This is a genomic window from Paenibacillus vietnamensis (assembly GCF_020169515.1).
GTDB classification, from domain to species: domain Bacteria; phylum Bacillota; class Bacilli; order Paenibacillales; family Paenibacillaceae; genus Pristimantibacillus; species Pristimantibacillus vietnamensis.
Map to the genome: position 1 here is coordinate 1,032,254 of NZ_JAHMHW010000001.1, position 25,479 is coordinate 1,057,732.

The 25,479-nt window shown below is 55.0% G+C and carries 22 protein-coding genes; 4 read left to right on the top strand and 18 right to left on the bottom strand.

Going from position 1 to position 25,479, the window contains the following annotated elements; translation table 11 throughout:
* Positions 1-46: 46 nt before the first annotated feature.
* The 5 genes from nasC to KP806_RS04590 all read right to left on the bottom strand — a co-directional run bounded on the left by nasC (position 47) and on the right by KP806_RS04590 (position 6,360).
* Positions 47-2,173: an assimilatory nitrate reductase catalytic subunit NasC gene (nasC, locus tag KP806_RS04565; RefSeq protein ID WP_224722347.1), complete on the bottom strand. Its 2,127-nt coding sequence runs from the start codon at positions 2,171-2,173 to the stop codon at positions 47-49.
* Positions 2,158-4,308: a nitrite reductase large subunit NirB gene (gene nirB / locus KP806_RS04570; protein ID WP_224722348.1), complete on the bottom strand. Its 2,151-nt coding sequence runs from the start codon at positions 4,306-4,308 to the stop codon at positions 2,158-2,160. Before nirB ends, nasC begins: the two co-directional genes overlap by 16 nt.
* 535 nt (positions 4,309-4,843) lie before the next feature.
* Positions 4,844-5,023, bottom strand: a complete 180-nt coding sequence (locus tag KP806_RS04580; RefSeq protein ID WP_224722437.1) for a hypothetical protein — start codon at positions 5,021-5,023, stop codon at positions 4,844-4,846.
* 72 nt (positions 5,024-5,095) lie between these two features.
* On the bottom strand, positions 5,096-5,854 hold the full coding sequence (nfsA, locus tag KP806_RS04585) for an oxygen-insensitive NADPH nitroreductase (RefSeq protein ID WP_224722349.1): 759 nt from the start codon (positions 5,852-5,854) through the stop codon (positions 5,096-5,098).
* A gap of 107 nt (positions 5,855-5,961) precedes the next feature.
* Positions 5,962-6,360 carry an RDD family protein gene (locus tag KP806_RS04590; protein WP_224722350.1) on the bottom strand — a complete coding sequence of 133 codons (399 nt, stop codon included), beginning with the start codon at positions 6,358-6,360 and terminating at the stop codon, positions 5,962-5,964.
* Between the two features lie 191 nt (positions 6,361-6,551).
* Between KP806_RS04590 and KP806_RS04595 the strand changes: the two genes are divergently transcribed.
* Positions 6,552-6,842: a hypothetical protein gene (locus tag KP806_RS04595; protein ID WP_224722351.1), complete on the top strand. Its 291-nt coding sequence runs from the start codon at positions 6,552-6,554 to the stop codon at positions 6,840-6,842.
* 57 nt (positions 6,843-6,899) lie between these two features.
* Here the strand turns inward: KP806_RS04595 and KP806_RS04600 are convergent, their stop codons facing one another.
* From KP806_RS04600 to KP806_RS04635, 8 genes are all read right to left on the bottom strand, one after another.
* Positions 6,900-8,534 carry a GGDEF domain-containing response regulator gene (locus KP806_RS04600; protein WP_224722352.1) on the bottom strand — a complete coding sequence of 545 codons (1,635 nt, stop codon included), beginning with the start codon at positions 8,532-8,534 and terminating at the stop codon, positions 6,900-6,902.
* Positions 8,521-11,385, bottom strand: coding sequence for an ATP-binding protein (locus KP806_RS04605; protein ID WP_224722353.1), 2,865 nt, complete (start codon positions 11,383-11,385; stop codon positions 8,521-8,523). Before KP806_RS04605 ends, KP806_RS04600 begins: the two co-directional genes overlap by 14 nt.
* Positions 11,378-11,749 (bottom strand): response regulator transcription factor, encoded by a 372-nt coding sequence (locus tag KP806_RS04610; protein ID WP_224722354.1) that lies wholly within the window; start codon positions 11,747-11,749, stop codon positions 11,378-11,380. The genes KP806_RS04605 and KP806_RS04610 overlap by 8 nt, the downstream gene beginning before the upstream one ends.
* A 177-nt stretch (positions 11,750-11,926) precedes the next feature.
* Positions 11,927-12,424 (bottom strand): DUF1854 domain-containing protein, encoded by a 498-nt coding sequence (locus KP806_RS04615; RefSeq protein ID WP_224722355.1) that lies wholly within the window; start codon positions 12,422-12,424, stop codon positions 11,927-11,929.
* The gene (locus tag KP806_RS04620; RefSeq protein WP_224722356.1) at positions 12,421-14,613 is read right to left on the bottom strand and encodes an ABC transporter transmembrane domain-containing protein; all 2,193 of its coding nucleotides are present in this window, start codon (positions 14,611-14,613) and stop codon (positions 12,421-12,423) included. The genes KP806_RS04615 and KP806_RS04620 overlap by 4 nt, the downstream gene beginning before the upstream one ends.
* 11 nt (positions 14,614-14,624) lie before the next feature.
* Positions 14,625-14,906 (bottom strand): CD3324 family protein, encoded by a 282-nt coding sequence (locus KP806_RS04625; RefSeq protein ID WP_224722357.1) that lies wholly within the window; start codon positions 14,904-14,906, stop codon positions 14,625-14,627.
* A gap of 497 nt (positions 14,907-15,403) precedes the next feature.
* Positions 15,404-16,180 (bottom strand): Cof-type HAD-IIB family hydrolase, encoded by a 777-nt coding sequence (locus tag KP806_RS04630; protein WP_224722358.1) that lies wholly within the window; start codon positions 16,178-16,180, stop codon positions 15,404-15,406.
* Positions 16,181-16,239: 59 nt separating this feature from the next.
* Complete coding sequence (locus tag KP806_RS04635; protein WP_224722359.1) at positions 16,240-16,953, bottom strand: RNA polymerase sigma factor; 714 nt, start codon at positions 16,951-16,953, stop codon at positions 16,240-16,242.
* A gap of 162 nt (positions 16,954-17,115) precedes the next feature.
* On the opposite strand from KP806_RS04635, the gene clpP reads away from it, so the two are divergent.
* Positions 17,116-17,700 carry an ATP-dependent Clp endopeptidase proteolytic subunit ClpP gene (gene clpP, locus KP806_RS04640; protein ID WP_224722360.1) on the top strand — a complete coding sequence of 195 codons (585 nt, stop codon included), beginning with the start codon at positions 17,116-17,118 and terminating at the stop codon, positions 17,698-17,700.
* Here clpP and KP806_RS04645 read toward each other — a convergent pair.
* The gene (locus KP806_RS04645; RefSeq protein WP_224722361.1) at positions 17,695-18,585 is read right to left on the bottom strand and encodes an NAD(P)/FAD-dependent oxidoreductase; all 891 of its coding nucleotides are present in this window, start codon (positions 18,583-18,585) and stop codon (positions 17,695-17,697) included. The genes clpP and KP806_RS04645 overlap by 6 nt on opposite strands.
* A gap of 80 nt (positions 18,586-18,665) precedes the next feature.
* Positions 18,666-19,622 carry an EamA family transporter gene (locus KP806_RS04650; RefSeq protein ID WP_224722362.1) on the bottom strand — a complete coding sequence of 319 codons (957 nt, stop codon included), beginning with the start codon at positions 19,620-19,622 and terminating at the stop codon, positions 18,666-18,668.
* Between the two features lie 291 nt (positions 19,623-19,913).
* On the opposite strand from KP806_RS04650, the gene KP806_RS04655 reads away from it, so the two are divergent.
* Entirely contained in the window at positions 19,914-21,980 is a 2,067-nt protein-coding gene (locus tag KP806_RS04655) for a molybdopterin-containing oxidoreductase family protein (protein WP_224722363.1), read from the top strand.
* A 116-nt stretch (positions 21,981-22,096) separates the two neighbouring features.
* Here the strand turns inward: KP806_RS04655 and KP806_RS04660 are convergent, their stop codons facing one another.
* The 3 genes from KP806_RS04660 to KP806_RS04670 all read right to left on the bottom strand — a co-directional run bounded on the left by KP806_RS04660 (position 22,097) and on the right by KP806_RS04670 (position 24,569).
* Positions 22,097-22,702 carry an NAD(P)-dependent oxidoreductase gene (locus tag KP806_RS04660; RefSeq protein ID WP_224722364.1) on the bottom strand — a complete coding sequence of 202 codons (606 nt, stop codon included), beginning with the start codon at positions 22,700-22,702 and terminating at the stop codon, positions 22,097-22,099.
* 54 nt (positions 22,703-22,756) lie between these two features.
* Complete coding sequence (locus tag KP806_RS04665) at positions 22,757-23,731, bottom strand: 2-hydroxyacid dehydrogenase (protein ID WP_224722365.1); 975 nt, start codon at positions 23,729-23,731, stop codon at positions 22,757-22,759.
* Between the two features lie 115 nt (positions 23,732-23,846).
* Complete coding sequence (locus KP806_RS04670; RefSeq protein ID WP_318153460.1) at positions 23,847-24,569, bottom strand: PstS family phosphate ABC transporter substrate-binding protein; 723 nt, start codon at positions 24,567-24,569, stop codon at positions 23,847-23,849.
* On the opposite strand from KP806_RS04670, the gene trhO reads away from it, so the two are divergent.
* Positions 24,557-25,456 (top strand): oxygen-dependent tRNA uridine(34) hydroxylase TrhO, encoded by a 900-nt coding sequence (gene trhO / locus KP806_RS04675; RefSeq protein WP_224722366.1) that lies wholly within the window; start codon positions 24,557-24,559, stop codon positions 25,454-25,456. The genes KP806_RS04670 and trhO overlap by 13 nt on opposite strands.
* Positions 25,457-25,479: the final 23 nt, after the last annotated feature.

Consider the following 25,479-nt stretch of genomic DNA (forward strand, 5'->3'; position numbering starts at 1 on the left):
TCCCGGCAGACTCTTTCCATACTTATAGATAACTGCGGCGACAGAGTCAGCGAATCGGCTTAATCGAAACCGTCGAGGTTTTGAAGCCCGGCATTTTGCAATTCGGGTCCAGCTCCGGACTTGTTGCTTTATTAACGTTCTGGACGCCGCCCCAATGCATAGGCACAAAGACGGTATCTTCTTTGATCTGGGCCGAAATGCGGCTCCGGACGCTGAAGCTTCCCCTCCGGGACCGGACTTCGACTTTGTCCCCTTCTTCGATTTTATATTTTTTGGCGGTCCGTGGGTGCAGCTCCACGAAATTGTCGACGCTCCTGGCAGCCAAGGAGGGACTCCTCCGTGTTTGCACACCGGTCAAATAATGCGACAGCACGCGCCCGTTCGTCAGCGTGAGCGGGAATTCCGCATCCGGCACCTCCTGCGGCTGTCTGCTCGGTACGGGGATGAAAATTGCCCTGCCGTCCGGATGTGCGAACGATTCGGTAAACAGCAAGCCGTTTGGCTCCTGCTCCTCCGTTGACGGGCATGGCCAGTAGACGCCTCCCTCGCGCCGCAGCCTGTCGTAGGTAATACCGTAATAATCGGCCACTCCTCCGCGGCTTGCCACCCGAAGCTCATTAAAAATTTCCTCAGCGGAGTGATAAGTGAAGTATTGCTTTCTGCCCAGCATCTCGGCGAGCTCGCACAATATCTTCCAGTCATGTCTCGCTTCGCCAGGCGCCGGAATCGTCGATTCCCGCAGCAGCACGCGTCCCTCCAGATTGGTCAGCGTACCGTCGTTTTCCAGGTAGGCGGTAACCGGCAGCACGACGTCCGCCATGCGCGCCGTTTCCGACAGAAACATATCCGCCACGGCCAAAAACCCGATATTTTGCAAGCCTTTCTCAACCAAATCCGCATTCGGATTGGAAACGACCGGATTGGAGCCCATCACGAACAGCGATCGGATCGTGCCGTCATGCACCAGCTCCATCATCTCGTAGGCGGATACTCCTTTTCGCGGAATTTCCGCCGGCTCCACTCCCCACACTTTCGCGATGTATTCGCGGTCGCGGTCATCCTCGATCGAGCGGTAGCCCGGCAGCTGGTCGCTCTTCTGACCGTGCTCCCTGCCGCCTTGCCCGTTGCCTTGTCCGGTTACGGCGCCGTAGCCGCAGCCCGGCTTGCCGACTTTTCCGGTCGCCAGCACGATATTGAGGAAGTTGCGAACCGCGACATGACCGTCCGTTTGCTGCTCGACGCCCCGCGCCGTGAACAAAATTCCCGTACTCGCCTTGCCGAATTCGACCGCTGCCTTATGGATCAGCGATGGATCAAGGCCGGTTAACTCCGCGATTCCGTCCAAATCGACGGTTTCCAAATGACGCTTCAGCTCATCGAAGCCATTCGTGCGGCCAGCGATAAACGACTGATCCATCAGCCCCTCGTTTTGCAGCACCTTCAGCATGCCGTTCGCCAACGCGGCGTCCGTTCCCGGCCGGATTTGCAGATGGATGTCCGCCATTTCCGCCGTCGCCGTCACTCTCGGATCGATGACGATGATCGTCGCTCCGTTTTCTTTTGCCTTCGTAAAATAAGGCATCAGCGTCGGCTGGCATTCGGCAATGTTCGTTCCGGCCAATATAATGCAGCGGGCAAGCGGAATATCGGATAATCGGCACGTAAGCCCGCGGTCGATGCCGAACGTTTTGTTGCCTGCGGAAGCAGCGGCGGACATGCAGAACCGGCCATTGTAATCGATATATTTGGTACCGAGGCCGATGCGCGCGAATTTCCCGAGCAGATAAGCCGATTCGTTCGTGAGCGAACCGCCGCCGTACAAACCGATGGCGTCCGGGCCGTACTGCTTGCTGACCGTTTCGAAATTGTCGCGGATCAGCGTAAGGGCTTCCTCCCAGGTGGCGGGACTCAGCTTGCCGTTTTTCCGCACGAGCGGCTGCAGGATGCGGTCGCCGCTCATGACATGCTGATGCGCGTTCATCCCCTTCACGCATAAACGCCCTTCCGAAGCCGCGTTCGGAATGCCCTCGATTTTGTAGGTTTTGCGCTGCGTGCCCGGCAGCGGCTCATTTGCCGTAATACGAATCTTGCACTGCACACTGCAAAACGGGCACTGCGTATCCGCATGAAATCCCGGCTCCAGCGTAAGCGGAGAGCTTATCGTTTGCTGCATATGCGTTCACCGAACCTTTCTTCGCTTGCTGCTGCCGCTTCCACGACCCTGATTCGACCGGTCAGCTCTTTGCGGTATCCGGAATCGAACAGCATTTCTCTGATTTCTATAATCCCTTCCTTTTCCATCCATTTCCACATCGGCTCGCCGTAATCCGCCCGTTCCCGGTACAGCTGCAGGCAGGCCGCCGACAGCTCCAGCGCCTCTTCGTCGGATTCCGCAATGCCGATCAGCTGGCCTTGCTTCACCGGATTTTCCGCATGGCCGGCCGCATAAACCTCCCAGCCGGCAGGAGCTCCCGTAATGCCGATGTCATGCACCAAAACGCCGGCCGGATTGTGCAGTCCGGAAGTGACGACAGCCCGCATTGGTACGGGAAAGGTTAAGCTTTCTCCCACATGATACAGCTCCGTACCGAGCGACTGGGAATCGTAACCCTCTTTCCGTTCATGCTCGTCATTGGCGACAATGCCGACAGACAAGCCGGTAGGGGATGCGCCGCGGCCAGAGGCAGCGGCTGCCGCCGGATTTGCCGGCTGCCAGAGCGAAAGGTAATATTCCATCGACGGTCCGCATTCGTCACAACCGGATTTGCTGCGCCAGCCGAGAGCGAGCATCGCTTCTTCCTTGTGGGCAAAATCGCCCTCCGCAACTGCCGCTTTCAATTGTTCATGGCTCAAATCGGTACATCCGCATATCGGCGGTGCCGATGCAAGCATCGCGTCCTTGCCGTGCTTCAGCGCATATTTCACGATCGCCGCTACCATCGGCTTGCAGCCGCCGCAGGAGCTTGACGCCTTCGTGCGGTCCCGCACCTGGTCGCATGTCTCCAAGCCGTCCTCGAGGACCGCGCACATAATTTGGGATTTGTTAACCGCGTTGCAGGCGCATACCGTTTCGCGGTCCGGCATCGCTGCGACCAGCTCGCTTTGGTCCTGGCTGTCGGACGAGCCGGAGGCGCTTGCCAGCGCGGAAATCGGAGCCTGCCGCTTCACGAGATTCAGGAGCGAGGTGCCCTCCGTCGTATCGCCGAACAGAATCGCACCGCTGACGATACCGTTTTTCATCGTCACTTTTTTGTAAGTGCCGCGAATGCCGTCGTAAGTTTGCAAAGCCGTATCGGCATCATTCTCGTTAATTTCGCCTACCGAAAATACCTCAACGCCGGAAACCTTCAGCTGCGCATAAGGTACGGAGCCCGTATACGGAGCGGTCTCCTCTTCGCATAGCGTTTTTGCAAGCACCTTGCCTTGCTCGTACAGCGGCGCAACAAGACCGTAGGCGATACCGCGGTGCTCTGCGCATTCTCCAACCGCAAAAATGTTCGGCACGCTCGTGCGCATATAGTCGTCTACGACAATCGCCCGGTTCGTGTCGATGCCGCTGCCGCGTGCAAGCTCGATATTCGGCCTGATTCCGACCGAAACGACGATCAAATCGGCTTCCAGCGCCGCTCCGTTCGAGAAGCGAATGCCCTTCGCCCGGGTTAAGCCGGTAATGCTCTCCGTATCCTTGCTGAGCCAAAAGCGCATGCCTTGACCTTCCAGCTCCTTGCGCAGAAGCTCGGCCGACATCCGGTCCAGCTGCCGGTTCATCAGGTAAGGCGCATTATGGACGACGTCCGTCTCCATCCCCAAATTAAGCAGGCCTCTCGCCGCTTCCAGCCCGAGCAGGCCGCCGCCGATGACGGCGGCTTTCCGGTATTTTTTCGCATAAGTTATCATCGTATTGCAATCGTCAATATTGCGGAACGCGATGACGCCCGGCTTGTTAATGCCGGCGATCGGCGGAATAAAGGCCGAGGAGCCCGTCGCAATAATCAAATAATCGTAATCGGCGCGCAAGCCGGACTGCGTCTCGACATATCCCGCCTCCTTCTGAATGCGGACGACGGTTTCTCCCGTGAACAGCCTGATTCCTCTATCTTCATACCAGGCATAATCGTTAATCGTAATTTCATCGATTGCAGAATCGCCCTGCAGCACCTTGGACAGCATAATGCGGTTGTAATTGGGACGCGGCTCGCTGCCAAAAATCGTAATTTGGAATCTGTCCGGAGCCAGGTTGCAGATTTCTTCTACACATTTGACGCCTGCCATGCCATTGCCGATAACGACCAATTTTTTTCTATTCATATAGGTTCACATCCACTCATGAGAATCAGATCTGGATCGTAAGCATAAAGAACCCTTCCCCGCAGCCGGGAAAGGGCGTCGTTGCCCGGTGGAATGCGCACGCCACTGTGCGTCATTTCTATAATGTAAGATTAGTGCATGCCGATAGTTATGTCAATATATCTAACAAAAGAATTCGATAAAAAGGCGTCTAAATCCCAAAATTGTGTCAGGTATATTGACGTTAACATTACGCCGAATCTATAAACGGTTTGGGATCACAGCATGGCGATCCATCATACACAAAAAAACGGCGCACAAAGCCGTGCAGCCGATGGCAACGAGGCCGCAGCCCTATCCAGATTGATGGACGGATTGCGGCCTTTTTTAGTATGGGACAGAGTCAAAAAAGGAGAGATGGGGTTGGAGAGACAATCATTTTAGTATGCCCCGTGCAGAAAAGGCGAATCTCGTCGCGCTTCCGATATTGGGAGATCCGGTTTTGCAGGCTTGTGTCAGGTTTCGTGACAGATTATTGGGGGCCGAAACGGACCGGTCAGATCGGGATGCTCACGACGCTGATCCCTTTTGTTTTGGGCTGGCAGTTCCTGATCTTGTGCTCGGTTACGTTAGTATCTCTCATTTTGTTGTCGGTCATGCAGCTGAAATGGCGGAACAAGTGGATGACCAAAGGAGGCAAAGCACGTCTGGGGGCCGCAGCCGACGTTTCGCTCATAAAGCTCCCCTCTGAATCATCCGGTTTCCCGGAACCTTATACTTAGGTTCCCTGGGTGAAGGCCTGCCCGGCTTACTCTAAAGGAAGCTTTTTTTCGCCCAATAAAGCTTTCATAAAAAGCCTTTTGGGATTTTGCAGCAGCTTCGCCATCGATTCCGTCCAGCGGTCCTTTCGTTCCCCGCCCGTTCGTGCCGCATAATATTCGGAGATTACCCTGTTGTACTGATGGAGCTCATCGCGAAGCTCCTCTGTGCTTTGTTTGTACACGTCCTCGTGATAAATATGGGACATCGGCAGCCTTGGCTTCTTGTCTGAGCGGTTTTTCGGATAGCCGACGCTCATGCCGAATAACGGAATGACCCGGTCCGGCGTCTGAAGCAGCTCGGTTACGCGACCGAGCTTATTTCGGATGCCGCCGATATAACAAACGCCAAGACCCATCGATTCTGCCGCGATTGCGGCGTTCTGGGCAGCAAGTGAAGCATCGACGACTCCAACCATAAACGTTTCGACGGACTGCAGCGACTGCAGGGTACGGGAGTCGAGCGTCCCCTCCAGCTGCGCGGCAAGCTCAAGGCGATGCAAATCGAGGCAAAATATAAAAAAATGGCCGTTCTTCGCGACATAAGCCTGTCCGCCCGCCAGCTCGGCAAGCCGCTCTTTTTTGACGGGATCTTTAATTCCGATGATCGTATAGGCCTGGACATAGCTTGACGTCGAAGCGGCCTGCGCGCTTTGCACGATCGCCGCGGTCTGCTCGTCCGTAAGCGGCTTGTCCAAATAAGAGCGGATCGACCGGTGATCAAGGATCGTCCGGATTGTTTCGTTCATAGGGCAGCACCTCCGTTGCTTTTTCTCCATTATGTCATAGTTCTTAACCAAGGCAAAGAAGGCCTGCCGTCTGTCATGCCAGATCGGCAGGCCCTCCCTTATGCCTCTTAATCGTAAATAACCTCAGTACCCGCTATAAAGTCATGTATTGCGCGCCTGTCCTCCCTCACGGCTACCATAATGGCGCTGACAAGAATGCCGACCCCAAACGTAATGCCGTAAATGATGCCGGCTATAAGGACACGTAGCAGCATATTCCAGATCGTTGGCGGCTGATCGTCGTCAAATCTCCTGATCCGGATGCCGCATATGCGTTTGCCAATGGTAAAGCCTTTCCAAAATACAGGAACGAGCAATGAATATAAAAACGACAGCAAATTCGTAAACCATTCCTTTCCTTCACCGCCTGTGATCAGCAGCGAAAGAATGGTGAGCGGGACGGCCACGATAATTCCATCCAGCAAATTCGCGCCCAACCGAATCCAAAAGCCTGCTCCCTGATTCATTTGCACAGCCTCCTTGTCGTATTTCCCCCGTTCTTATTTGTATTGTCAGAGGAGCGGCAATAGAAGGGGCGGGCGCTTCGGATTTTTGTCGTTAACTTTTACGTTTTGTAAAACAATTTTTGACAAACTTTACGCTTTCGATCTGCTATCATTGTTTTCAGGTTGTCCATCCTAGAATAGGAGCGTTGATAATGAACACGATTTCTAACGAACATTTTGAAAACGAAACGATTGTATTTGATGGATTCAGCTTTATCGGCTGCACGTTTACGAATTGCGTCATCATCATCTCGACACTCGATTTCGACTTCCGCGGCTGTACCTTCTATGAATCCAATCTTCACGTCAATCCCGAGCTCTCCATCTTCGAAATCTCGCATAAGCTTTCGCAATCCACATACGATCATACCACCAACTGCTACCGGAACGATTATAACTATCCGAAAAAAGCGCTGGATCTTTCGACGGTCAATGCCCGTTAAAGCTCCAGCTTAACGTTAAAAGAAAAAACCGCCCGGAGAGGCGGTTTTTCCATGCGGTCAGATGCGGTTAGCCAAACGCTCGATACGAAGAAACAGCTCCTGCATATCAAAGGGTTTGACGACGTAATCGTCGGCGCCTTTCTGCAGAGCGTGCACGATATCCGCTTTTTGGCTGCGGGCGGTGAGCATGACGACCCATACATGCTGCTCGGGGAAGCCGGCCCTCAGCCGGTCAAGCACCTCAAAGCCGTCCAATTCCGGCATCGCGCCGTCCAGCAAAACGATATATTTCTCTCCCTCCCGGTACCAGCCGGACGCCAGAAAGGCCGTTCCGTCCGGATACGCGAAAGCGCTGACCCGTTTGCCCGCGGCAGGCTTCCACTGCGAGAATTGATCCAGGATAAGCTCGCGCATTAACGGATCGTCATCGACGACGACTACGTTTATAACCGCTTCCTGCCCCGCAGCCGAAATGCCCTGCGCATACACGACCGACCGGTCGCGGCCGGAGCGCTTGGCCGAATACAGCGCCTGATCCGCCTCGTCCACAAGCTTCTCCGGATGCTTGTTCGCTTCATGAAGCCCGGCCAGACCGGAGGAGAAGGTCACCCGGAAGCTTTCCCCGCCGCTTTGGAACCGGAGCGAGTTGAAGCCCTCTCTCATATCCTCCACGATCAGTACCGCATCCGCCGTCCCGCAGCCCGGAAGCAGCAGGGCAAATTCCTCTCCCCCGTACCGGCACAAAATATTCTGCTTGCGGATCGAGCGTTTGGCAGTCGCGACAAATGCTTGCAGCACCTCGTCACCCTTCAAATGTCCATATGTATCGTTCACCTTCTTGAAATGATCCAAGTCGATCAAAACAAGCGTAAACGGAGCTCCGTTCCGGTTATAATCGTCGATGCCCTGCCTGACCATCACGTTAAAATGCTTGCGGTTGTATGCGCCCGTCAGCTCATCAACGATGATCGAGCGCTGCCAGTCCCGCTTCATCGCGAGGCGGTTGGCGGTTAAAGCCAGCAGCAGCTCGGTCGAAAAGGGCTTCGCGAGAAAATCCGTCGCCCCCATCCGGTAAGCGCGGATTTGATTGTCGGCGGAACCGTCGGCGCTGATCATGAGGATCGGAATGAGCTCCTGCTTCGCTTTTTCAACCATTTGCGGCAGTACCTCCATGCCGCTTCGGTCAGGCAGGATGATGTCCAGCAAAATCAGATCCGGCTTCCAATCGTAAAACAGCTTCAGTCCCCGCTCGGCATCCAGCGCGATACTGACCGGATAGTCATGCTTCTCCAGCACTTCCTTCAAATAAGCGACAAACTCGATGTCATCGTCGATCAGCAGTACCCGGTTCGAGCCTTCGGCAGCGCCGGCCGCCACATTTTGCTCAAAAACCGTCTGCTTCCTGTCAGACGGCAGCTCCTGCGGCATTCCTTGGAACATGCGGAGCAGCGGACCGACATGCCGCTCCCATTCCAGCCTGCCAATCATACGGCCACCGTCCGGAGCGAACGACCTTTCCTGTTCGCCGGAGTATAGCTCTACCTCAGCTAAGCCTAACGTCCCGCCCGTTCCCTTCAGGTTATGAAAAAAACGGTGCAGCTCCTGTTCGGCTACGGCCGGCTGCGCCGACCATTCCGCGACAGTCTGTCCGACTCTTGCCTGCATTAGCTTTACGTATTTATCCCTTTTCATGCCGTTCCTCCGATCTTAAGATGAGATCTGACAGCCGTTCGCTCAGCCTGCCAGGCAGGTACGGCTTGACCAGAAACTCGGAGATGCCCCAGGCTGCGGCCTTTTCCTTCTCTTCGAAAGCGCTCGAAATGAGAATCGGCTTATTCAGCAGCTTCTCCGATTTTTTCATCATCGTAATAATATCCCATCCCGTTAGGCCTTGCTCAAGCATTAGATCGATGACGACTGCGTCCGGATTCAGCCTTTCCAGCTCATCGAGCGCTTGCCGCCCTTCCGCAAACAAATGTACCCGGTAACCGCTTGCCTGCAGCTCGTCTGTCAGCAGCAGCGATAAATGGTGATCGTTCTCCACCAGCGCCACGAGCAAGGAAGCTTTCTCCGGTTTCCGCTCAGGGTCCTCTACAGCCGAATGCTCAAGCCGCGTAATGGCCGGCAAACGAACCGTAAACGTGCTTCCCGAGCCAAATACCGATTCTACGCCGATCGTTCCTTTGTGCCGGTTAATAATTTCTTTCACGATTGCAAGACCGAGCCCTGTTCCGCCAATTTCCCTGCGGTCCGAATTGTCAACGCGGTAAAATTTGGAAAACAGCTTCGGAAGCGCCTCTTCCGGGATGCCCAGGCCTTCATCCTGAATCCGGATGACAAGCTGCTCGTCCTCCACTGCGGCGTCGATGAGAATCGTTCCGCCGTCAGGCGAATATTTTACCGCGTTGTTTAACAAGTTAATGAACGCCTGGCCCAGTTTCGCAGCATCCGCCCATACCAGCGCCTTCGGCGCACGATTGCAAAATTCAATGCGATGCGCAGTGCCGGACAGCTTCTCCGTCTCGACGATTTCTTCAATCAGGGAGGCTATGTCAATCGCCTGCATGTCATAAATCTGCTTGCCCGATTCCATTCGCTGCAGATCGAGGAAATCATTAATTAACGCCGTTAATCGTTTGGCTTCCTGATAAATCGTCATCATATATTTTCTTTGTCGCTCCGGGTTCAGCTCCCGGTGTATAAGCAGCTCGGCGAAACCAAGCACACTCGCAAGAGGCGTCCTCAGCTCATGGCTTACCGTGCTGACAAACTCGGATTTCATCCGGTCAACCTCGTATTCCTTCGAAATATCCCTGTGCACGAACAGCAAACCGAATTTATCTCCCTGGCGGTAGAGAGGCTCGCAATAGATTTGGATGTGCTTTCGTTCGGGCAAAGACAGCTCATAATTCATGCTTCTGCCTTCCTCCGTCAGCTCCCCGTTCACAATCCGCGTGATGAAGCCGACCAGCCTTTCCGGCTCAATTACCTTCTCCCGAATCGTCTCCAGAAAGGAATCGATCGGCAATCGGGTAGAGGAGCCCGCTTCGGACACAACTCCGAGCAGCTCCGACATTCTCCGGTTAATCTGCAGCGTCGTTCCGTGCAGGTCGGTGAACTGAATCCCTTCCTGAACCGTGTTCAGCATATCGCCAATCATCTGCCGCCGCTTCTCGGACTGCTCGAATAAAACCAGCTTGTCGAAGGATAACGATACCTGCTTGATAAGCCCGTCAATTTCGGCTTCCTCCTGCCGAGAGACGTCGCGGCCGAGCTTGGTCAGAATCAGGCATGCAACCATTTCCTCATCCGCGCCTGCCACCGGTACGACCAGATCCGTAGCGCTCATCGGAGCAGTGTGATAGCCCCGCTCGGCCGTTGACGCCGCTCGATTGATTCGGTATGTCTTTTTCGTCTGCAGCGCCCGCAAAGCGATTCCTTCGTCAAGCGTCGCGACGGCCTGCTTGGCGGCTTCCTCCGACAGGCCGACGGACGCGTACGGGTGCGGCTCCTTCATCATAATGAGAATCCCTTTGTCCGATTCGGTTATTTCCACCATATTTTGAATGATGCTCTGCAGTAGCTCGGTCTGATTCAGCGTATTGGACAAGGACTGGATGAGCTGATTTCTTTTTTCCAGGTACCGCTCGTTTTTCTCCATGAGGGCAAGCGCGCGCTGCAGCTCTTCCTGCTGTGCCTGGAGCTCGTCCTGCTGTGCTTGGAGCTCTTCGTTCTGGGCAAGCAGCGTCTCTTCCTTGAGGTGGATTTGCCCCATCATCGACTGCAATGAACGAGAAAGCTCTCCGATTTCGTCCGCTCTCGTCAAGCTCTCGAGCTCGAAGCGCTCGCCTTCCGCAAAACGCCTCGCCTGCTTCGTCAGCTGCCGGAGCGGCGCTCCCATATCGGTGCCAAGCTTTCTCGTAATGAAAGAAGACAAAATGAGAACGGCGAGAATATAGGTGATAAACGCGCCGGCTTGAAGAGCCAGCTGCCGCACAAGCTCACCGTTTTTCTCCTCCGCGATCAGCTTCACCTGATTCTCGAAGTCGTAGGCGTAGACGATCAGTTTATTGACCGGATTGTCTTCATCCGCGGTGATCAGCTGCCGCAGCGAGCCATAATCCTCGGCTTCCGCATACGCAATTGCCTTCGGCAGCGTCGTCTCAAAATAATCCGTAAAAAACGCTTCGATATTTTGCATCACTTCCATTTCGGCTTCACTTAACTCACGTTTCTTGATCTCAAGGAGCGCATTTTTCAGCTTTTCCTCCTCGGCAAAAATCTGCTCGTATTCATAATCGGACAAATAGACGAAATACCCTCTGGCCCGCAAAATGATTTCATTCGAATGATCCGCGATTTCGGAAACGAGCTTTAGCTTATCTTGAACCGCTTCCGCTTCCCTCATATAATCCTGCACAATCGAATAGGTGGTCCACAGCATATAAAATGCGCCGAACAAAATAAGCATGACGGCCAGCATCATCATGGACACAAGCCGCTGTGTTATGCTTCTTTTATAAAAATGCCTGAGCTTACTCACGCAGCATCTCCCCGATCCGTCCGATCAGCTCAAGAGGGCTGAACGGCTTGGACATAAATCCGTCCGCCCCGGCATTCAGCACCTTCTCCTGCTCCGCCTGCTGGCTTTTCGCCGACAGCATAAGAATTTTGGGCCGCTGCTCCTCAGCAAGCTCGGCTTTTGCCGCTTCGATCACTTCCGCCCCCGTCATACGGGGCATCATGTAGTCCAGAATAATCAGATCAAAGGCATCCGCTTTCATTTTATCAAGCGCTTCCACTCCGTCCGACGCCTCATCAATTTCATAGCCTTCATCCTCGAGCGTGTCCGCAATCAGCATTCTGAGCACGGGCTCGTCCTCGGCAATCAGTATTTTTTTCGGCATGTTCTTCCCCTCCGTCGCATCGCACTCAATTGTCATTTGTCGACATTTTTCTACAAAACTAATGCTCTGTTATTCGACATCTTTTTCGTAATTCCTTTTATTTGCAAATGCCGGTAAGGTTGAAACGAAAAAAAAAGAACACGCGGCCAAATAGCCGAATGCTCCTTATAGGACTGCTTAAATGACGTCGGTCAATTCGTTGCGGCTGTGACTGTCGAGCTCCCTCCAATCGGCGATCTCGCATCTCCTTCCGTTCAAATCCGTCAGGATGATGCGGCCCCCTCCGGGGAACTGCAAATGCTCATGCAAATTTCGCATCGCCATCCTTGTTGCGCCCAGATTGGTTTGGAGCTCCCAAATCCACAAGTCCGCTTTCTGCTTGATGCTGTCGATCCTGTCGACGCGGGGCAGAAAGTACCGGAACTGAAGCTCCGTTCCGATTTCCTTCAAGCTTTCCCGGTCCAGCTCCTCGATGTCGCGGATGATGCACAGCTCTTCCCCTTTCATATCCCGTACCGAAATATACTTCGTCGTATACAAGAAAGGAAAAGCCCGGTGCACAACCAGCTCGTCGAACGGCTTTCCGTTAATCACTCCCTGGAACACGCCGCCCGGCCCGCGGCTGAAGATGACATCGTCGGTACCAAGTATCGTCAGCTCGTAAGGATCCTTCATGCGCTTTCCACCCCTTTGATCTTGGACAGCTCCTGCTGGGCTTCCACGAGCTTATGATAGGCGCCTTTTTGCGAGAGCAGCTCCTCATGCGTGCCGACCTCAACGATTTTGCCGCGTTCAAGCACGACAAGCCTGTCGGCATTGCGCAGCGTCGAAAGCCGATGCGCGATCGCAAAGGTCGTACGGCCCTTCACAAGCCGGGTAATCGCCTCCTGAATTTGCCGCTCGGTTTCCGTGTCGACGGACGCGGTCGCCTCGTCGAGAATCAGAATGCGCGGATCGTGAATGATTGCCCTGGCGATCGATACCCGCTGCTTCTCCCCGCCGGAAAGACGGTGACCGCGCTCCCCGACCCTCGTATCGTACCCGTCGGGCAGCCGTACGATAAAATCGTGGGCATTGGCGATCTTCGCCGCCCTCATAATCTCCTCGGGGGTTGCATCCGGCTTGGAGTAGGCGATATTCTCGGCAATCGTTCCGTCGAACAGGAAGGTTTCCTGCAGCACGACTCCGATTTGCTTTCGGAGGTCGGATTGGCTGATGCGCCTCAGATCGACGCCGTCGATCAGAATGGCTCCTTCGTCGGTATCGTAAAATCGGCAAATCATATTGATAAAGGTCGATTTGCCCGCGCCGGAATGGCCGACCAGCCCGATCATTTCTCCGGCTTTCACTTGAAGATTCACGTCCTTGATGACCGGATGATGCTTCTCGTAGCCGTAAGTCACCTTTTGAAACTCAACCTCTCCGCGAATCGTGCCGATGGCGGCCGGCTCGCGCACTTCCGGCACCTCCGACGGCGTATCCATAATTTCGAAAACGCGATCGGCGGCCGACAGCGCGTTGCTCGCCCAGTTGATCATTTGGCTCACCCATTGGAGCGGGCCGAACAGCATCGTCAAATAGGCGATTAACGCCATCAGCGTTCCGAGCTGAAGCTCATCCTTCAAGACGGACTGGCCGCCGAAATACCAGATCATCAGCGTTCCAAGGCCGGCGATGAAGGCGAACAGCGGAAACATCCCCTGCCACATGCCTTCAATCCGGATATTATTGCGTACGACCTCGCGGTTTGCCTCCGCGTAGCGGCTCATTTCGGTCGCTTCCTGGCCGAACGCCTTCACGACCCGGATGCCCTGCAGCGAGTCGCCAACCAGCACATTCAAGCGGAAGATGGCTCTCCACTGCTGATACCAGCGGCGGCCGATTTTCGGCCACAGCTTCATCGATACGGTGACCATGAACGGCATCGGCAACAGCGCAAACAAAGTAAGCTTCCAGTCCAGCCCGAACATGATGACGAATATTGCGATGACCCTCAGCGTTTCCCCGCTCACCCAAATGACCCCGTCGGTCATAAACTGCCGCATCGCCTCCGAGTCGCTGTTGACCCTGCCGATGAACTGCGAGGTTTGGCGGCGGTCGAAGAAAGCAAGCGACAAGCGCATTAACGCGCTGTAGATGTCCTTGCGGAGATCGCCCATTAATTTCGAGCCGACCCAGACGCCGATCAGCCCGCGCACCGTCTGCATGACGGACAAAAGAAGCGCGGTCACGCCTAATCCGATGACGACCATCAGCAGCGACTGGCCCGCGTTTTTCGGCTGAAGAACGTCGTCGATCATTATCTTGGTCAAGTATGGCGGAATGAGCTCGATTAGCGTTGTCAGGACAAGCAGGATGCCTGCCCCGGCCATCTGCAGCTTATACGGCTTTGCATACTTCAGCATCCGGGCAATAGCCTTGCCGCTGCTTTTGCAAACGGGACACACCTGCGTCCCTTCCGAAAGCGGATTGTCGCAGCTCGGACAATAACGGGGGAACTCCTTCTCCGAGACGGCCGGGCGTTCCTCGCCCTTGGCCATGGCCGTCAATAATTTGGCGGCAAAGCCGAACATAGCGGAAAGCGCAGCGGTGTACCTCGCAATAACGACAGGACCGCTTCCCGTATCCGCCAGCAGCATTCCGCCCCCGACACCGTTCACCGACCGCGCTTCCGTCACCTGATCCAGGCGCAGGCTGCGAAGCAAAGCTCCGCCGGATTCCCAAACGGCGACTTCCTGCTCCGTAATTACGGTCCATTGCTCGCCGAAATGCCCGTTATGCAATAAATCCGTCTTCGCGCTGAACACGGGCTCCTGCTGCAGCTGACCTCGGATTTGATTCGGGAGTGTTTCTAATATAGCCATGTCTACCCCCATCAGCGGTTAATGAGCTCTCGCGTCTTCACAATAATTTTGCGGATGCTCTCGCCGGACAAATGATATTTCTTCTCCAGCTCGGCTACCGACCAGCCGTTCGTGTAGTGGCGGCATATTTCCTTGTTTCTCTCCGCAAGCAATTTTCTCGTGCCGCTGACCTCTCCCCAATGCGCCCGCTTCTCGGCCGGCTTCGGGATATAAATCAGATCTCCCTGAATATACTTTTGCAGCTCCTTCAGCAAACTAGGGGGAAGCACATCTCTTCCATTTTTGTAATTCACGATAAACGTCCTCCTCAAACAGGCTTAGCTTGGTTTTCTCGATTGCATGCGTAACCGTCAGCATTTTGCCGCCTCCTTTCGTTCGATTCGAAATAGGTTCTTAAAACAGAAAAAACCGTGGATACTCCTATTCTCCACAGGCCGTCTTGGCATAACAAACCCCATTTACGCCACCTTCTAAATTATAAGGAAAGCCCTTACATTTGACAAGAAATTTATGACAATAATTCCATCATTCCCATGCGCGTGTTTCCTCGTACAAAATATCTTCGGATGACCCGCCGTGATTCTAAAAGAAGGAGGCCGGAAGACCTCCTTCCTGCTTCAGGATCTCCGTTTAAACGGAGATCACCTCTACGCGATTAATCAAAACGATCAACTCCTTTCCTGCAGATTCCGTCGGCCCGACATCATCAGTATACTTCCAGATCTTAGGCGTATGAAAGTGAAAGAATGCCTATAAAAGAAGTTTACCAAATCCGCCGGGCCATGACCGGCTAGCCCAGAAAACCGAGCATTTGCAAACCGTGCCAAATGCCGTCCTCGGATACGTCCTTGGTTACGTACCGGGCCGCACGCTTCACCTCGTCCGGCGCATTGCCCATTGCGACGCTGTGGTGCACGAGCCTAAGCATCTCAAGATCGTTCAGCCCGTCTCCAAATGCGTATATATCCTCCGGCTGAAAGCCCGCTTTGCGGATGAGCGCTTCAATCCCCTTTGCCTTCGAACCGCCGGGCGGCATCAGATCGCTGCCGTAACGATGCCAGCGGTTATAGCCGAATTCGGCGAAGCTTTCCTTGTAGCAGCCTTCATCCTCCTCGGTACAGAACAAAAGGCACTGATAAATCTCTTTTCCTTTGTAGAAACCCGGCTCATGCGGAGGAAGCTTCAGCTTCATCGCCTCGCTGCCCGCATCCAGATAGGCGTTCTGGTCGGTGCTCGTGCGCATGCCCTCCGGCGTCATATAGACGAGCGGATGCCGGTTCGCATCGGTCAGCCTGGTCAGCTCCTCCAGCCGCTTCTCATCCAGCGCATGCCGATACAGCACCTCGCCTTTGTAGACGACATATGAGCCGTTGAAGCTGACGTAGGACTCGATTCCGAGCGCCCTGCCGACCTCTGCGAGCATGAACGGTCCTCTGCCCGTAGCGATAACCAGCTCGTGACCGGCCTTATTCAGCTCGGCAACTGCCCTTTTTGTTGAATCCGGAATGTTCTTGTCCCGGTCAAGCAGCGTTCCGTCAATATCAAAAAAAATCAGTTTTCTATTCATTCCCGCCCCACACGTTCCTTCCCTGTTCGTTAGGAACCATTATACCGCATTCACCGCGTCTATGCGGCCATTTGGAGCGCGGGGCCGCGCCGTGAAGCAAGCCTGCGTTTTCCGTAGACAATGTTGTGCAGCAAGCCTGCTGCGCAGGCGGCTTCCGCCGTATCGCTCTGAACGAGCCTGAGCAGCTGCACAGCGTCCCCTTTCTCGTAAGCTGCGGCAATCGCGCGCAGCCACAGCTTCGTTTGCTCGTCCTCCGGCTGCTCCAGCGCCGGCTGCTCCAGCTCGGCCCGGACGGAGGAGAGTGCAGCGCGTGCCCGGTGCAGCGCGGCCTTCACGGCACCCTGCGTTACTGCGAGCAGCTCGGAGACGTCCGCCGTGGAAAACCCGTACACGTCGCGAAGCAGGAACACCGATCTTTGAAGCGGCGAAAGATGGTGAAGCAGCGCATGGAACATTTCCTCAAGCTGCGCTGCATTAGGCCCGGACGAAGGTTCCGGAACTTGCTCCAGTCTCACGATTCTTTCATACCGCTTCCTTCGCCTCGTCCGGTCAATCCACGTCGTTTTGGCAATACGCATAAGCAGCGCTTCCATATTGCCATGGCCGCAGCCGGCAGCCTTAGCCAGCGTTACGGCTTTCAGCCAGGCATCCTGAGCCAGATCCTCTGCGTCCCAGCGCGAGCCGGTGATGGAAAGACAGTAACGGAATACCGCAGCGTGCAGCCGCGCCAATGCGGCGGATTCCTCTTTTTGCGCGGAAATGACAGCTCTCATCAAAAGACCTCCTCCTTGTTGCGATAGCTTCCCCTGATATAGTAAACGAATGAATGCCGAAAAAGGATACGCCGCCAATAATTATTATAGCAGCGTATCCTTTCATCGGTTCCGTTCGATTACAAAGGGAAAGCATCGATAACATTCAAGGAGGTATCCGACATGAGTCATTATATGCCCTATGTCGTCGAGCAAACGAACCGCGGTGAAAGGTCTTATGACATTTATTCGCGGCTGCTCAAGGATCGTATTATTTTTTTGGGATCTGCCATCGATGACCATACAGCCAACAGCATAGTCGCCCAGCTGCTCTTTCTCGCAGCCGAGGATCCGGATAAGGAAATTTCGATGTACATTAACAGCCCGGGAGGTTCCACGACGGCCGGCTTCGCTATCTACGATACGATGCAATTTGTGAAGCCGCCCGTTCATACGATCTGCACGGGCTTTGCGGCCTCCTTTGCCGCCATCCTGCTGCTTGCAGGAGAGAAAGGCCACCGCTCCGCCCTTCCGAACAGCGAAATCATGATCCATCAGCCGCACGGCGGAGCGCAGGGCCAAGCAAGCGATATCGCAATTTCGGCCAGACGAATTCTGGATACGCGCAGAAGGCTGAATGAAATAACGGCCCAGCGTACGGGGCAGCCGATTTCGAAGGTCGAAGCCGATATGGACCGCGATTATTTTATGTCCCCGGAGGAAGCGCTGGAGTACGGTATCATCGATAAAGTCATAACGGCGCTATAGCAGGCTTTTATTGATCCAGATGGCAGCCTGGCTGCCGTCACCCATCGCGATCGTCGACATTTCGGAGTGGGCCGTCACATCTCCGGCGGCCCATACATGAGGAACGCTCGTCATTTTGGTGCGCGGATCCACGACGATATGCCGGTTGTCCATCAGCCGGGCGCCAAGCTGCTCCGCAAGCCCGCTCCTCACCTGGTTCCCTCCTAACGCGACGAACGCATGACGGGCTTCCAGCCGCGTTCCGTCGTCAAGAATAAAGCCGCTCAGCTGCGACTGCTCCGCCAAAACCTCCCGGACGGACGTTTCGATATAGACAATCCCTTTTTGATCAAGGCTCCGGCGAACCGACTCCTCGACCTCCGACTGCTCATGATTGACATACGTCAGCTCGCTCGTCCAATGAGTAAGGGCAAGCGCCATGGAGGCGCCGGTATTTCCCGCCCCGAGCACGACCGTCCGTTTCTTCCATACCTCGTAGCCGTCGCAGTCCGGACATACATAGACGCTAACGCCGAGGCAGGGCAGCAGTGCCGGAAAAGGCGGAAGTCGGTCCTTGACGCCGGTCGCCAGAAGAAGCCTTTTGGCGCTAATCCGGGAGGAATCTTCAAGCGTAACCGTGAAGCCTCCTTCCTCCCTCGCCGCTGCAGCCGCTTTGCCGTACACGAACTGCACGCCCAGCCGTTTGGCCTGCTCTCTGCCTGAAGCCAGCAGCTCCGGGCCGCTTACACCGTCCGGCCAGCCTATAATATTGTGATAGCTGCGGCACATGGTCGACCTTCCTTCCGCCGCGTCCACAACCGTTACCCGTCGGCAGTAACGCCCGAGCTGGATCGCGGCCTGCAGGCCCGCGATGCCCCCGCCTACGATTAAGCAGTCAACTTGCATATTTTTGCCTCCTGCAAACCTGAATTTGGTTTAGTATCCAGTTCTTTTTGCGCATTTATGCAGGAGGCCGGAATTGCGTTTTACGGCCGGGCTTCGGCTCTACCGCCGCTTCTTCGGCCTTCATGCCGTTTGTTCAGGAGCTCGGGCAGCGCAATGCCAAGCAGGACGACGGCGACGCCGATCCATTGGAGCGCGCTGACATGTTCCTTCAGCACGAGCGACGACAGCAGGACGGCTACGGGCAGCTCCGAAGCGCCCAAAATGCCTGCCATCCCTTCACCAATATGGGGGACGCCGATCGCGAACAGCACGGGCGGGATAAAGGCGCCGAACATGCCGAGAAGGAAGCCGAACAGCAGCAGCTCGCTCCCGAAAAAGCCGTTAAACAGGAAAGCCGGCGGAAACAGGACGAACACAACTAGCATGCCGCCCGTGATCATCCATGCGCTCCTGTATGCGGGATGTGCATTCGGTACGGCTTTGCCGCTGAAAAAAATGAACAGGGAATAGCTGACTGCGGACAGCAGGCCCAGAAGGACGCCGATCAGATGAAAGCGGCCCATGCCCTGCTCCGCGATTCCCGCCGCCAGCAAGGTGCCTGCAAATAAGACCGCGATCGTGATCAGCATAACCCTTCCGGGTCTTTGGCGCTGGCTGACCGCCTGAACAAGGACGCCGATCCATGTGAACTGGAACAGCAGAATAATGGCAAGCGAAGCAGGAATATAGCGGAGCGACTCGTAATACAGCAAACCGGTGACGGCTGTCGGCGTACCGGCAGCCATCAGCAGCAGCCTCTGCTTCCAGGTCAGACCGGCTGCGGCTGCTGAGGCTGCCGAATCCGGCTGCCTGCGTACTCTCCGCTTTTCCCTGCTTTTCAATATCAAGGCCAGCAACCAAGCAAGCACGAAGCCCGTAAGCAGCTGGCTTCCGACGACCTCACCGAGACTGTAGCCTTTGCCGTAGGCCAAAACGACGATTGTCGATAAAATGCCGTAGCTGGCCGCGCCAAAAAATACGGATAATAAGTACTTCAACGTAAAACCCCTTTTTGTGATTATTTTCTGCGTTTAAACGCAAAAAAAACCTTGCCGCAAACATTCGATCATATGCTTATGACCGGATATTCGTAGCAAGGAAGTAAAGGCTTCCCGTAGAAACCCCCACCCTATACGCGTTCGTTCCATTATGGGGTTATACGAAATATAAAATTGTCCGTTCGGCTAGTTCCATGGTAATGTTACATGACAGGTGAGCTATTGTCAATCCCGGCATTTTTTATTCTAGCTATGTTATGATAGTCACTAGCAAGAAAGGATGGATCGCATATGGCCAATCAAACATCTTCGCAAACCGTCCGCTCCGTCTGCCCGTTTGACTGTCCGGATACATGCGGGCTTAGCATTACGCTTGAGCAAGGCAAGGTAACTTCCATTACCGGAGACAAGGATCATCCCGTTACCAAAGGAGCGATCTGCAATAAAGTCAGGCAGCTGCCCGACCGTCTATATCACCCCGAACGTCTTCTCTATCCGATGAGGCGTACCGGTCCGAAAGGAACGCTGTCGTTCGAACGCATCAGCTGGGAGGAAGCCTATCGCGAGCTGACGGAACGCATGCGCAGCATGATCGATCATCACGGCGCAGAGGCGATTTTGCCCTACAGCTTCTACGGCAATATGGGCGTACTCAATGCCGAAGGAATGGACCGCCGCTTTTTCCACCGTCTAGGCGCGAGCCGGCTGGACCGCGCGATTTGCAACAATGCCGGAGCGGCCGGCTACCGTTATACGATGGGCGGCTCGATCGGAATCGATCCCGAGGATACGGTTCATACGAAGCTGTTCATCATTTGGGGCTGCAATCTCGTATCGACGAATATGCATCAGACCATGCTTGCGACCGAAGCCAGAAAAAATGGGGCGTATATCGTCCACATCGACGTCCACCGAAACCGTACCTCCGCCTGGGCGGACCGCTTTATCCATGTGCGGCCGGGGTCGGATGCCGCTTTGGCGCTCGGCATTATGCATGTCCTCATACGCGACGGTCTGGTCGATTCCGGATTTTTGCGGGAGTATGCGATCGGCTACGAAGAGCTGGCGGCGGAAGCGGCCGGATATACGCCGGAACGCGTATCCGGCATTACCGGCGTGCCCGCTTCGGAAATCGAAGAGCTGGCTCGCCTGTACGGCACGGCATCGCCGTCTTTTATCCGAATCGGCAACGGCCTGCAGCATCACGATAACGGAGGCATGGCGATTAGAGCCATTTCCTGCCTGCCGGCGCTGACCGGCCAGTGGAATGTCCGCGGCGGCGGGGCGATGAAAGGCAACGGCTGGTATTTGCGCTTGAATACGGATCGTTTGGAGCGCCCCGACCTGATGCCCGATCCCGCTGTCCGGAGTATTAACATGAACCAGCTTGGCGACGCGCTGCTGGAAGCGGATCCGCCGGTGCGCATGCTGTTCGTCTACAACAGCAATCCTGCCGTCGTAGCCCCCGACCAGAACCGGGTTCGGGAAGGTTTGCTGCGCAGCGATCTGTACACGGTCGTCCATGATTTGTTTTTAACCGATTCTTGCAAATATGCGGATCTCGTTTTGCCGGCCGCCTCGCACTTTGAGAATACGGATCTGTACACCTCCTATTGGCATCTCTATGTGCAGCTGCAGGAGCCTGTCATCGAAACGGCGGGAGAGTGCAAATCGAACTTCACGCTGTTCAAGGAGCTCGCACTGCGCCTCGGCTTCGAGCCGGAGGTTTTCTACATGACCGAGGAGCAGATGATTAACGAAGCTTTGGACAGCCGGATGAATCCGTTATTGGAAGGCATTTCGTTCGAAGCGCTTAGGAAAAACGGCGGCCGGATGAAAGCAGGCGGCGGCAAACTTCCGCCGTTAGCGGAAAGAATCCCTACGCCCAGCGGCAAGATCGAGCTGTATTCGCAGGCGATGCTCGAAAGCGGCTACCCGCCTGTTCCTGTCCACACGAATCTGCTTGAGCCGGACCGTTACCCTTTCTGGCTGACGTCGGGCCCGAATCACAGCTTCATTAACTCGACCTTTGCCAATCAGGAAAAGCTGAAGAAGCTGGAAAAACGGCCACTGCTGCATATGCATGAAGAGGATGCCGCCAAGCTGGATCTGGAGCAGGGCGAGCACATAAAAATCCGCAACGACAGGGGCGAGATCGAAATGAACGTCTCGATCGGTACGGATGTGCTGCCTGGCGTGCTCGTCACGCAAGGCTTATGGTGGGATGACGCGGACAAAGGATATCAGGCGGTCAATGCGCTGACTCCTCAGCGGCTCTCGGACATGGGCGGCGGAGCCGTATTTTTCTCAAACCGCGTTGAAGTCGTCAAAACCGGCACTTTTCCGAACAAAGCGTAATCGGCTGTATCCGTGCATTCTAAGCGGCGATTGTGACCGTTACGAGACAATCGAGACAAACCAGACAAAAAAGGCGTTGTCAGGGTAATCCCCTGGCAACGCCTTTTCTGCACGGTCTATTCGCAAACTCCGACTCGTCGGCCGATGTGTTTCCGTTCAAAATACTCCGCAACCGCAAATGCCGCCGTATCCGCAAACGTAATCTGCGAACCTCCGTCCGGAAGCCTGTCCCTCTGAACCCGGTATGCCGCCTTAGGCTCCCCTTGTACAAGCCTGGTCGGACAAACGATCGTCCAGTCAAGCTCCGCAAGCAGCAGCTCGCGGTATACCTGTTCATGTTCCATCGCCGCTTCATGATTGGTCCGTTTCGTTTCGGACGACTGATATCTGAGCAAATCGGGCTCCGCTGCGCTTTGCAAAATTCCGGCCGTTCCGATCGTCACGAGCCTTCTCACACCGAGGCGCTGCATCGCGTCAATAACGTTCCGCAAGCCCGCAATGAGCGTTCCGCCGCCCTCCGTTCCCAGGGCGCAGATGACGCCGTCCGCGCCTTTCAGCGCCTCCAGTACGTCGTCCGGACGGCGGACGTCTCCGACAAAGCAGCCCTCTTCCGCATGCACCGCCGAGCGGACGAACAGCTTGGGGCGATGTCCCCGCTCCTCGAGACCCGACCGGATGTAACGGCCCGTTTTGCCTGTAGAACCGATTAGCAGAATTGGCATCTATGTACGTTCCTTCTTCCTTCGCTTTTTTAGACGAATGAGCGTAAATCGGAGTTACTTTAATTCCTTCACGATATGCTTAGGCAGCGTTTCGCCCGTCAAAGCCTCAACCATATTTCTGGCGGCGAGCAGCGCCATATCATTTCTCGTTTGCGTCGTCGCCGAGCCGATATGCGGCAGTGTCACGACGTTGGACATGTTCATGAAGGGATGACCTTGCTCAAGCGGCTCCTTCTCGAATACATCGAGGCCGGCAGCGCCGATCGTACCGTTTTGCAGCGCTTCGATCAACGCCTCCTCGTCTACCGTCTGGCCGCGGGAAACGTTAATGAACACCGCATCCGGCTTCATGAGCGCAAGCTCCTGGCGGCCGATCAGCTTCGTCGTCTCCGGCGTGAGCGGCGTAAGCAGCACAACGAAGTCCGAAACGGCAAGCAGCTCGTTCAGCGGGGCATATTGAACGCCCATTGCGGTTTCCACTTCAGGCTTCCTCGTACGGTTGTAATAAACAACGTCCATCTCGAAGCCGAATTTCGCCCTCCGGGCTACGGCCTCGCCGATCCGTCCCATGCCGACAATGCCCAGCTTCGCGTGGTGCACGTCCTTGCCGAACAGCTTGACCCCGTCGCCGGATTTCCAATGCCCTTCTTTCACGTATCTATCCAGCTCCGCTACCCTTCTTGCAGCCGACAGAATTAGCGCAAAAGTTAAATCCGCTACCGTATCATCCAGTACTTGCGGTGTATGCGTGCCTATTACGCCGCGCCGTTTCATCGCTTCGAGATCAAAGTGATTGTAGCCGACGCTGATCGTGCTGACAGCTTTCAGCCGCGGCGCCTGGCTCAGAAGCTCTTCGTTAATCCAGCGCCCCCCCGTCATCAGCCCGACCGCTTTCAACAGTTTCTCCCTGAGCAGATCCTTTGGAATAGAGCCCTGCTGATGATCCCAAACCTCGACCTCGCAATACTCCGCAAGTAACGCCAGCGCCTCAGGCGGAATTTGCCGGTCAACAAATACAAATGGTTTCATATAGAATCTCCTCTCCGATCTATTTAAACATCTATTTTCTGCCACGAAATAAGCATACCATATTTGCATTCATTCCGGTCATCCGGCTTGGACTGCACGAAAGCTTAGATAACCGCTACTTGATCGGGGTATAGCCGGTCAGCTCTACGATTCGCTGGCCTTCGCCCGATAATATCCAGTCGATAAACGCTTCGGCGTTCGGGTTTGTTGTTCCGGCGGTAACGGCGTAAAACTTGGCCGACAGCGGGTAAGCACCGCTTCTGATCGAAGCCCTGTCCGGCTTCACCCCGTCTACTTCAAGCAGCCGGATTTCACCGTTCCCAACCATCTCCGTGGCGAAAAATAAAAAAGAATATCCGATTGCGTTCGGATAATTGCGGTAATCGGCCGTCTGCTGAATAATGCCGCCCATACCCGCCGCCACGTCTTTTTGGGGAGGCGTCATAAGCGTCCGGCCCTCCATCAGTTTCTGCAGCATCGTCTGGCTGCCGCTGTTCTCGGGGCGCTGAAACGCTCTGATCTTGGCGTTATTGCCTCCAGCCTGCTTCCAATTCGTTACCGTCCCAGAATAAATGTCCTGAATCAGTTGTTTCGTTAATCCGGTCACCGGATTGTCAGCGTGGACGAAAAAAACGAACGCTTCCCTTCCGATCGGCGTCATCTTTAGCTCCACGCCCGCCCGCTCGGCGTCCTGCAGCTGCTGCTTGGACGGCTGCGCAGCGCAAATAATATCCGCATCGTTATCCGAGCTGCCAGGTTGATAATATAAGCGGAGTCCACTATAATATAGAGTGCTTTTATTTGTTCCCGGAAAGGATTTTCTCAATGAGCAAAACAAACGAATATCGTATTTTGTTATTTTATAAATTTGTACCGGTACCCGATGCGGAGCAGTTCGCCGCCGAGCATTTGGCTTACTGCAAGGAGCTTGGCATCAAGGGCCGCATCCTGATCGCTGATGAAGGCATTAACGGTACGTTGTCGGGCACGGTCGAGCAAACAGACAAATATATGCGCGACTTGCGAGCGAATCCGCTGTTTTCGGATATCGTGTTTAAAATCGACGAAGCGGACGAGCACGCATTCAAAAAAATGTTCGTCCGCTTCAAGAAAGAGCTCGTCACGCTCCGTTACGACGTACCGCTCGATCCGAATACGCTGAGCGGAAAACGTCTCTCCCCGAAGGAGTTTCGCGAGTATTTGCAGCGCGAGGACGTAATCGTGCTTGACGGACGCAGCGATTATGAATTCGATCTCGGCCATTTCCGGGGCGCCATCCGCCCGGATCTGGAGACATTTAAGGAGTTTCCGCAGTGGCTGCGCGAGAATATGGCCGACGTGAAGGACAAGCCGATCATCACCTACTGCACGGGCGGCATCCGCTGCGAGAAGCTGACCGGCGTTATGATGAGCGAAGGATTCACCGATGTGTACCAGCTCGAAGGCGGCATCGTGACGTACGGCAAAGACGAGGAAGTGCGCGGCGACTTGTTCGACGGCAAATGCTACGTATTCGACGAGCGGACGGCCGTGACGATCAATCATACGGACAGCGCCAAAATCGTCGGCAAATGCCACCATTGCGGACAGCCGGCGGAAACGTACCTGAACTGCGCGGACGATTCCTGCCATCGCCAGCATCTCGTTTGTCCCGAGTGCGAAGAGACGAAAAACGGCTTCTGTTCCACCACATGCGAAGAACATGTCGTCAGTGTGAACGGTTGATATAGCAATAGGCGAAAAAGGCT

Excerpts from the sequence above, each read along its gene's own strand:
- KP806_RS04620 (WP_224722356.1), bottom strand. The coding sequence starts at position 14,613 with ATGGCTATATTAGAAACACTCCCGAATCAAATCCGAGGTCAGCTGCAG.
- clpP (WP_224722360.1), top strand. The coding sequence starts at position 17,116 with ATGAGTCATTATATGCCCTATGTCGTCGAGCAAACGAACCGCGGTGAA.
- KP806_RS04635 (WP_224722359.1), bottom strand. The coding sequence starts at position 16,953 with ATGAGAGCTGTCATTTCCGCGCAAAAAGAGGAATCCGCCGCATTGGCG.
- KP806_RS04615 (WP_224722355.1), bottom strand. The coding sequence starts at position 12,424 with ATGAAGGATCCTTACGAGCTGACGATACTTGGTACCGACGATGTCATC.
- KP806_RS04595 (WP_224722351.1), top strand. The coding sequence starts at position 6,552 with ATGAACACGATTTCTAACGAACATTTTGAAAACGAAACGATTGTATTT.
- KP806_RS04665 (WP_224722365.1), bottom strand. The coding sequence starts at position 23,731 with ATGAAACCATTTGTATTTGTTGACCGGCAAATTCCGCCTGAGGCGCTG.
- KP806_RS04655 (WP_224722363.1), top strand. The coding sequence starts at position 19,914 with ATGGCCAATCAAACATCTTCGCAAACCGTCCGCTCCGTCTGCCCGTTT.
- KP806_RS04645 (WP_224722361.1), bottom strand. The coding sequence starts at position 18,585 with ATGCAAGTTGACTGCTTAATCGTAGGCGGGGGCATCGCGGGCCTGCAG.
- KP806_RS04580 (WP_224722437.1), bottom strand. The coding sequence starts at position 5,023 with ATGAGCGAAACGTCGGCTGCGGCCCCCAGACGTGCTTTGCCTCCTTTG.
- KP806_RS04590 (WP_224722350.1), bottom strand. The coding sequence starts at position 6,360 with ATGAATCAGGGAGCAGGCTTTTGGATTCGGTTGGGCGCGAATTTGCTG.
- KP806_RS04610 (WP_224722354.1), bottom strand. The coding sequence starts at position 11,749 with ATGCCGAAAAAAATACTGATTGCCGAGGACGAGCCCGTGCTCAGAATG.
- nfsA (WP_224722349.1), bottom strand. The coding sequence starts at position 5,854 with ATGAACGAAACAATCCGGACGATCCTTGATCACCGGTCGATCCGCTCT.
- nirB (WP_224722348.1), bottom strand. The coding sequence starts at position 4,308 with ATGAATAGAAAAAAATTGGTCGTTATCGGCAATGGCATGGCAGGCGTC.
- KP806_RS04660 (WP_224722364.1), bottom strand. The coding sequence starts at position 22,702 with ATGCCAATTCTGCTAATCGGTTCTACAGGCAAAACGGGCCGTTACATC.
- trhO (WP_224722366.1), top strand. The coding sequence starts at position 24,557 with ATGAGCAAAACAAACGAATATCGTATTTTGTTATTTTATAAATTTGTA.
- KP806_RS04600 (WP_224722352.1), bottom strand. The coding sequence starts at position 8,534 with ATGAAAAGGGATAAATACGTAAAGCTAATGCAGGCAAGAGTCGGACAG.
- KP806_RS04630 (WP_224722358.1), bottom strand. The coding sequence starts at position 16,180 with ATGAATAGAAAACTGATTTTTTTTGATATTGACGGAACGCTGCTTGAC.
- nasC (WP_224722347.1), bottom strand. The coding sequence starts at position 2,173 with ATGCAGCAAACGATAAGCTCTCCGCTTACGCTGGAGCCGGGATTTCAT.